The sequence below is a fragment of the Ideonella sp. P3_A4 genome, assembly GCF_056403075.1.
Map to the genome: position 1 here is coordinate 1 of NZ_JBFUGE010000382.1, position 5,839 is coordinate 5,839.

Annotated in this window: 3 protein-coding genes; 2 read left to right on the forward strand and 1 reads right to left on the reverse strand. The window is 68.3% G+C overall.

What is annotated here, in order from left to right:
• Positions 1-209 precede the first annotated feature (209 nt).
• Positions 210-1,664, reverse strand: coding sequence for a sigma-54 interaction domain-containing protein (locus AC1DYI_RS24650; protein WP_477206770.1), 1,455 nt, complete (start codon positions 1,662-1,664; stop codon positions 210-212).
• 470 nt (positions 1,665-2,134) lie between these two features.
• On the opposite strand from AC1DYI_RS24650, the gene AC1DYI_RS24655 reads away from it, so the two are divergent.
• On the forward strand, positions 2,135-4,996 hold the full coding sequence (locus AC1DYI_RS24655) for an ATP-binding protein (protein ID WP_477206771.1): 2,862 nt from the start codon (positions 2,135-2,137) through the stop codon (positions 4,994-4,996).
• A 9-nt stretch (positions 4,997-5,005) separates the two neighbouring features.
• Positions 5,006-5,617, forward strand: coding sequence for a response regulator (locus AC1DYI_RS24660; protein WP_477206772.1), 612 nt, complete (start codon positions 5,006-5,008; stop codon positions 5,615-5,617).
• Positions 5,618-5,839 lie beyond the last annotated feature (222 nt).

The window sequence follows — 5,839 nt, forward strand, 5'->3', positions numbered from 1 at the left end:
TGCCGACATGGGCCGCGCGGGCCGGACTCAAGGGAAAACCCCGTGCAGCGACGCGGTTAGAGCGGACTCCGCCCCGGTTGCAGCCCCGCGCGGGGGCTGGCAGGTGCCTTCACGCGTACATGCCTGGCGGTAGCGGGCAGGTGCGGCGGCTCGGCGTTGTCTGCCGCGTCAGACAGTTGTCTGCCAATGCGTACGGCGTTTCAGGGGTCCTAGCCGCGCCGGACCGGTGACGCAGCGTCGGCCGTGTCGCGGGCGCCCAGCCCGAGGTGCGCGATCTTTTCGTAGAACGTGGCGCGCGAAATGCCCAGCAACTGCGCCGCGTTCGACTTGTTGCCGCGGGCAGCCACCAGCGCGCCCTGGATCGCCGTGCGCTCGGCGTCGGCCACTGCCTGGGCCAGCGACAGCGCCGCGCCCGCACTCGGCTCACTCGGGCTGTTCAGCGTCGGCAGCACCTGCTGGAAGTCGGTGGCCTCGAGCCGGCGCGAGTCGCTGAGCATCACTGCTTTCTCGATGACGTTGCGCAGCTCGCGGATGTTGCCGGGCCAGTGGTAGGTGCCCAGCACCGACAGTGCCTCTTCGGTCAGCTCGCGCTGCGGCAGCCCGGTGCGCTCGGCGATCTGCGCCAGGATCAGCTCGCACAGCGCGTCCAGGTCCTGCAGCCGCGAGCGCAGCGGCGGCAGGGTGATGGACAGCACGTTCAGCCGGTAGTAGAGATCGGCGCGGAACTTGCCGGCGCGCACCTGTTCCTCCAGGTCCAGGCTGGTGGCCGTGATCACTCGCACGTCGACCCGCAGCACGCGGTTCGAGCCCAGCGGTTCCACTTCCTGCTCCTGCAGCACGCGCAGCAGCTTGGCCTGCACGCCCAGCGGCATGTCGCCGACCTCGTCGAGGAACAGCGTGCCACCATCGGCGAGCTTGAACTTGCCGTCTCGGCCGCGGCGGTCGGCGCCGGTGTAGGCGCCGGGCGCAGCGCCGAAGAATTCAGCCTCCATCAGCGCCTCGGGAATGGCCGCGACATTCAGCGCCACGAAGGGCTTCAGGCTGCGCGGCGAGGCCGCGTGGATGGCATGCGCCAGCAGTTCCTTGCCGGTGCCGGTCTCGCCCTGCAACAGCACCGTGGCCTCGAACTGCGCAGCGCGCCGCGCCTGGCGCTTGAGCTCGACGCAGGCCGGGCTGGAGCCGCAGACGCTGGCGAAGGTGTAGCGCGCCTTGCGGCCTTCGGCAACGCGGCGCTGCGCGCTTTCGAGCTCGCTTTGCAGGTGCTCGAACTTGGCGACCAGCGGCTTCAGATACTGCACACGGTCGTACAGCACGAAGCCGACGGCGCCGATGATGCGGCCCTCTTCGTCGCTCACCGGCATGCGCGTGACGACGAACTGCTCGGCGCCGAATTCCAGGATGTCCAGCAGGATCGGCTCGCCCGTCTGCACCACCTGGCGCATCAGGCTGTTCGGGATGATGTCCTCGACCTCGCGGCCGAGCGCCTCCTCGGCCGAAGCCAGGCCGAGCTTCTTTGCATACTTCTCGTTGAGCCAGACCACGTGGGCCTGCGCGTCGATCGCAATGGCRCCTTCGCACAGCGACTCGAGCCGCGTGAACAGGGTCTGCATCGCCACGCCACGAACCTCGTCGGCGCTCTTGAACATGCGGTCACGCAACTTCATGGACTTGTCTCCGATCACCGTTCGAACGCGGTGACTTGTCTTGCTTCAGTCTCTGGATATTAGGTCGATTCGCGTCACCGTCGGCTCCTGCGTGAAGGAGCCTGAGGCTGCCGAATGGGAGCGCACCGCTGCCCGTCGCGCTGCTCAATGGCAGAGCGGATACCCGTGTGAGCACAGGTTTGTCTCCTGTCGTTGTTTGTTGTGCTTGACGGGTCGCGCGTCAGCGCGAACCCCGGGGACACCTGTTTCAGTGCCCTGCCGTCACAAAAGCACGGCACGTGCCATGCGCGCGTAGCCGGCCATTCAGCGCAGCCACCGTTGGGGGGCCCCCGCGGCGCCGCGGCCGGCAGGTGTCTGAAGAACCGGACTCGCTTCCGGAATCTCTGACGTTCCAGGCCGAGATCCGCATGACGGCACAAATGCACTGTCTGGAATGCCTGCCGCGCATAATCCGGCGGCAAGGGGAGACGATGAGCAACTGGAAGGTGCAGTCTCGCTTGACCGTGCTGCTGCTGGCAACGGTCGCACTTGTCGGCTTGGGTGGTACCTGGCTGCTGGTCGGCTTTGGCCACGCCGTTGACGCCATCGGCACCATCTACCAAGACCGGGTCGTGCCTGTGCAGCAGATGCACAGCATCGAGCAGACCTATCGGCGCGAGGTGGCCGACACCCTGGCGCTGTGGCGCGGCGGGATGGTCAACCCGGCCGATACCGCAGCACGCTTCGCCGCCACCGAGGCCCGCGTGCAACGCTTGTGGGCCGACTACAAGGCCACCGTCCTGGTGCCGCGCGAGCACGCGTTGATCCCAACGGCCGAACAAGACATGCAGCGCCTGACGCAGCTGCTGTCGCGTTTGCAGGAGCGCATCGAGGCCAAGGACATGGCAGGGCTGCAGCGCCTCGAGGCCGGCGAGCTCAAGCCCACCGTCGAATCGCTTGAAGGCACGTTGGACCGGCTGATCGACGTTCAGCGCGATGTGGCACGCGACGAGGCCGAGCAGGCGCCACGTGCCTACCGGCAGGCCGCGCTGGTTTCGGCGGGGCTGCTGATGCTGCTGCTGGCGGTCTGCGTCGGGCTTGCGGCCTGGGTGATTGCCCAGCATCTGCGCGAGCAACGCGCGGCCGATGCCCGCACCGCCCGCATGGAAAGCTTCTACCGCGCGTTGTCGCGCACCAACCAGTTGATCATCCGCAGCCTCTCCGAGCAGGCCCTGTTCGAGGAGCTGTGCCGCATCTGCGTTGAGACCGGCCACGCGCTGGTGGCACGCATCGACCAGCTCGATGGCCGGATGGCCACCCGCGTGGCCACCGCCGGCCCCGCCGCCCATGCGCTGTCGAGCCTGGCCGAGCGGTGGGACGTGACGGCGCCGGAACACGCGGGTTCGCTCGTGGGCCGCGTGCTCAACAGCGGTGGCGAGGCGATCTCGAACGACTACCAAGCCGACCCACGCGCCCTGCCCTACCAAGCCGTCGCGCAGCAAGGCGGCATACGCTCGGGGGCGGCCTTCGCGCTTCAACGCGCAGGCCAGGTCGTCGGGTCGGTCGCGCTGTTCGCGGCCGAGCCGAACTTCTTCGACCCGCCGCTGATCGAGCTGATCCGCGAGCTGGCGCAAGACCTGTCGTTCGCGCTCGACCGCATCGACCGCGACAACGAGATCCGCTCGCTCAACGTGCAGCTCGAAGACCGCGTGCGCGAGCGCACGGAGCAGTTGCAGTCGCTGGTGCGTGAGCTGGAGCGTTCGCGCGACGAAGCCCAGGCCGCCACGCACGCCAAGGGCGAATTCCTGGCCAACATGAGCCACGAGATCCGCACGCCCATCAATGCGGTGCTCGGCCTGACCGATCTGACGCTGCGCACCCAGCTCGACGAGCGCCAGCGGAATTACGTGTCGAAGACCCACCTGGCCGCCGACGCCTTGCTTCAGCTGCTGAACCGCGTCCTGGACTTCTCGAAGATCGAGGCCCAGCGGCTGGAGCTGGAAGCCGCCCCCTTCGATCTGTGCGCGCTGTTCGACCAGGTGTCGGCCATCGTCGCCGAGAAGGCCAACAGCAAGGGACTGGCGCTGCGCATGGTCTGCAGCCCCGAGCTGCCGGCCCGGCTGGTCGGCGACGCGCAACGCCTGCGCCAGGTCCTGGTCAACCTGTGCAGCAACGCGGTCAAGTTCACCCGGTCCGGTGAAGTGGTCGTGCAGGTGCAGCCTGCCAGCCGCGCCAGCGACGACGCCGGCCGCTGCGCGCTGCGGGTCAGTGTGCGCGACACCGGCATCGGCATGACCGATGTCCAGGTGGCGCGGCTGTTCCAGCCGTTCATGCAGGCCGACGTATCGACCTCGCGCGAATACGGCGGCACCGGGCTGGGCCTGGCGATCAGCAAGCAGCTCGTCGAGCTGATGGGCGGCCACCTCGAAGTGAGCAGCCGCCCCGGCGAGGGCAGCGAGTTCAGCTTCACGATCGAGATGGCGCTCGAAGGGGTTCGGTCGGGTACCGACCTCGAAGAGCGCGTGGCCCAGATGGAGGCCGGCTCGCCGCTGGAGCAGCTGCACGGGCGCCGCGTGCTGGTCATCGACGACAACGAGCTGAACCAGATCGTGGCCGGCGACCTGCTGCGCGAAGTGGCCGGCATGTACGTGGTGCTCGCCTCCAGCGGCCCGCAAGCCCTGGACGCCGTGCAGCACGAGCRCTTCGACGTCGTGCTGTGCGACGTGCAGATGCCTGGCATGGACGGCTACGAGGTCACCCGCCGCCTGCGCGACATGCCGGCGCTGGCCGATCTGCCGATCGTGGCGCTCACGGCACACGCCTCAATGCGCGACCAGGACCTGTGCCGCGCGGCAGGCATGAACGAATACGTCACCAAGCCTTTTGATCCCCAGCAGCTGTTCCGCGTGATCGCGAGCGTGCTGGGCCCGGGCGGCCAGGCGCAGCAGTCCCCGGCAGCCAGCCTCGCCACCCGCAGCGGTGTGCTGATACAGCTGGGGCTGGACCGCTGCCTCGGCCGGCGCGAGCTGTACGACAAGATCGCCTCGCGGTTCGTCAAGGACAAGTCGGGCCTGCCGACCGAGATGTCCGCATTCCTGGCCACCGGCCACATCGAGCAGGCGACCACGCTGGCGCACAACCTGGTGTCCACCGCGGGCACCTTGGGCGCCCTCGCCTTGTCCAACCTGGCGCGCCGGCTGCAGGACGAATTCGATGCCCGTCGCGCCGAGCACTACCTGCCGCTGCTGCAAGAGCTTTCGGCCGAACACCAGCAGGTCATCGCGGCCCTCGTTGCCTACCTGGGGGTGACGGCCGACGCCGCGGAACAGCCGGTGCGCGATGTCGCCGCATAAGATGGCCGCGTGAGTTCCGCTGCCACGCCACCGTCGTTTTCCACCGCCGAGGTGGCGCAGCGGCTGGGCGTCTCGGCGCCGACCGTCCAGCGCTGGGTCGATCAGGGTTACATCAAGGCCTGGAAGACCGTGGGCGGCCACCGCCGCATTGACGCGGCGAGCGTCGAGAGCTTCCTGGCCAACCAGCAATTGCAGGCCGTCACCCGGCCGGCAGCCAAGACGCCAGCGCCCGCCGGCCCGTCGGTGCTGGTGGTGGACGACAACCCCGACGACCGCGACCTGCTGAGCACCCTGGTCGAGGCCACGCTGCCGAACGCCGTCGTCCAGGTGGTCGAGAACGGCTTCCAGGCGCTGGTCGCGATCGGCCGCGTGCCGCCGGACATCCTGCTCACCGACGTCGTGATGCCGCACATGAACGGGCTGGAGATGCTGCGCGAGTTGCGACTGGCGCGAACCCCCGGACCGCGCTCCATCGTTGTCGTCACCAGCCTGGGCTCGGAGCGGCTGGCCACCCTCGGCGGTTTGCCCGACGGGGTGTGCCTGATCCACAAGCCAGTCGCCCCGGATGCCCTGGCCAACGCGCTGCGGACCTGCCTTGAGCCGCCAAATATAAACGAATAAAACGCTTAATTCGAACAAATCGAAAGTCGATAACTCACTAACGTCGGCCCTGTTGGCTTGGCGTTCGACTGACGATTTGGGAGAACAAGCGTGTTTGATGACGGCTTCGTCGATTGGCTGAAGGCCCGCTCTGCGGCGGTGGTGTCCGCCATGGGCGCCTCGGCCGTCCTCGGATTCGGCGGCTGGAGCGTCGGGCCAGCCCTGGCCGCGGCAGCGCTGCTG